The sequence below is a fragment of the Streptomyces fulvoviolaceus genome, from assembly GCF_000718165.1.
In the GTDB taxonomy this organism is placed as follows: domain Bacteria; phylum Actinomycetota; class Actinomycetes; order Streptomycetales; family Streptomycetaceae; genus Streptomyces; species Streptomyces fulvoviolaceus.
On record NZ_JOEY01000137.1, the window covers coordinates 1 to 1748 of the forward strand.

Annotated in this window: 2 protein-coding genes; both read right to left on the reverse strand. The window is 66.6% G+C overall.

The window, feature by feature from the left end; genetic code table 11:
* Positions 1–34: 34 nt before the first annotated feature.
* Positions 35–358: a hypothetical protein gene (locus IG08_RS0153115; RefSeq protein WP_030622018.1), complete on the reverse strand. Its 324-nt coding sequence runs from the start codon at positions 356–358 to the stop codon at positions 35–37.
* A 12-nt stretch (positions 359–370) separates the two neighbouring features.
* Entirely contained in the window at positions 371–1624 is a 1254-nt protein-coding gene (locus IG08_RS0153120; RefSeq protein ID WP_030622020.1) for an IS256 family transposase, read from the reverse strand.
* Positions 1625–1748: the final 124 nt, after the last annotated feature.

The window sequence follows — 1748 nt, forward strand, 5'->3', positions numbered from 1 at the left end:
GAGTAATTGTCAAGAGTTGTGGGTCAGCAGCGGCTCACCATGATTCGCGGCCCAGGTGCACGAGACCTTGGATGATGCCCAAGCGGGTGTGCAGGGTGGGCTCTGGGGCCGGGGTGTTGGTGAGCAAGAGGACCCGGACCGTCGGGTGTTCCGGGGTGTAGAGGTCGTCCTGGCCGTCGTCGCCGGGGATGGCGTTCGGCTGGATCTCGATGCGTCCGTAAGGGCCCTGGGCGAGGTGGTAGACGCCCCGGTAGTCACTCTCGCGTTCGGTGAAGACCACGTCGAGGTGGCTGGTGACGAGGTGGACCAGTTCACTCGCGGTGTGTGTGCTGGTGCCGTAGGTGTTGTAGTCGGTCATGGTGGCCTGACCTTATGCCGCGAGCGTCTCGGGGCGTTCGAGGAGTTCGCCGCGTTCGAAGCGGGCTCCGGCCCTCACCAGGGCGACGAGGTGGGGTGCGTTGACGGCCCGCCATCGTGCCTGGGCGGACTCGACGAGCTTGAACACCATCGCCAGGGCGGCCGCGCGGGAGCCGGCACCCTTGGTGACCTTCGTCCGCAGCCGCACGGTCGCGAAGGTCGACTCGATCGGGTTCGTGGTCCGCAGATGGATCCAGTGCTCGGCGGGGAAGTCGTAGAAGGCCAGCAGCTCGGCCTCATCATCCGTGATCTTCTTGACGGCCTTGGGGAACTTCGCCCTGTACTGCTTCTCGAACGCCTTGACCGCTCTGGCCGCGTGCTCCTTGTCCTCGGCGTTGTAAATGTCCTGGATGGCCTTCTTCGCCGCGGGCTGGGCCGACTTGGGCAGGCAGTCGAGGATGTTGGCCGTCTTGTGAACCCAGCACCTTTGGTGACGGGTTTCGGGGAAGACTTCGTGAAGCGCATTCCAGAAGCCGAGGGCACCGTCGCCGACGGCGAGGACGGGAGCGCGCATGCCCCGCCGGGCGGCATCCCGCAGCAGGCTCGCCCAGGACTCCGCGGATTCCCGGTAGCCGTCTGCCATGGCGATCAGCTCCTTGGTGCCGTCAACGCGCACACCCATCACCACCAGGACGGCGGCCTTGGCCTCCTCCAGGCGTATGCGCAGGTGGATGCCGTCGGCCCAGACGTAGACGTAGTCCGTGGCTGACAGATCGCGCTCGCCGAACGCCTTGCGGTCGGCCTGCCACTGGGTGGTCAGCCGGGTCACGGTGGCCGGGGAAAGGCCGGCGGAGGAGCCGAGGAACTGCTCGAGCGCAGGCACGAAGTCGCCACTGGACAGGCCGTGCAGATAGAGAAGCGGCAACACCTCGCTGATCTTCGGGGACTTCCTGGCCCAGGGCGGCAGGATCGCCGAGGAGAACCGCTTGCGCTCGCCCGTCTCCTCGTCGACGCGCTTGTCGTTAACGCGTGGAGCCTGGACCTCGACCGTCCCGGCCGCGGTGGTCACGTTCCGGGGCTGGTGGTGTCCGTTACGGACCACGAGCCGCCGCCCGCGTTCGTCCTTCTCGTCCGCCAACTCCGCTATGTAGGCGTCAACTTCGGCCTCCAGCGCGGCGGCCAGCATCCGCCTGGCGCCCTCCCGGACGATCTCGTCGATCAGGGATCCGCCTCGCGTCGAGCCGTCCTCGGTGACTACCGTGAGCATGGGCGTACCTTCCCAGCCGACGGGCCAACGTCGGCCTACTCGATTCCAGTCAATCGATCACTCGGGAAGGTACGCCCTTCGCGTCCAACCTAGAGCCGATCCACAGGTCTTGAGCATTGCCCCT

What these genes read in the sequence shown, in the direction of transcription:
- IG08_RS0153115 (WP_030622018.1), bottom strand. Translation starts at nt 358, where the DNA reads ATGACCGACTACAACACCTACGGCACCAGCACACACACCGCGAGTGAA.
- IG08_RS0153120 (WP_030622020.1), bottom strand. Translation starts at nt 1,624, where the DNA reads ATGCTCACGGTAGTCACCGAGGACGGCTCGACGCGAGGCGGATCCCTG.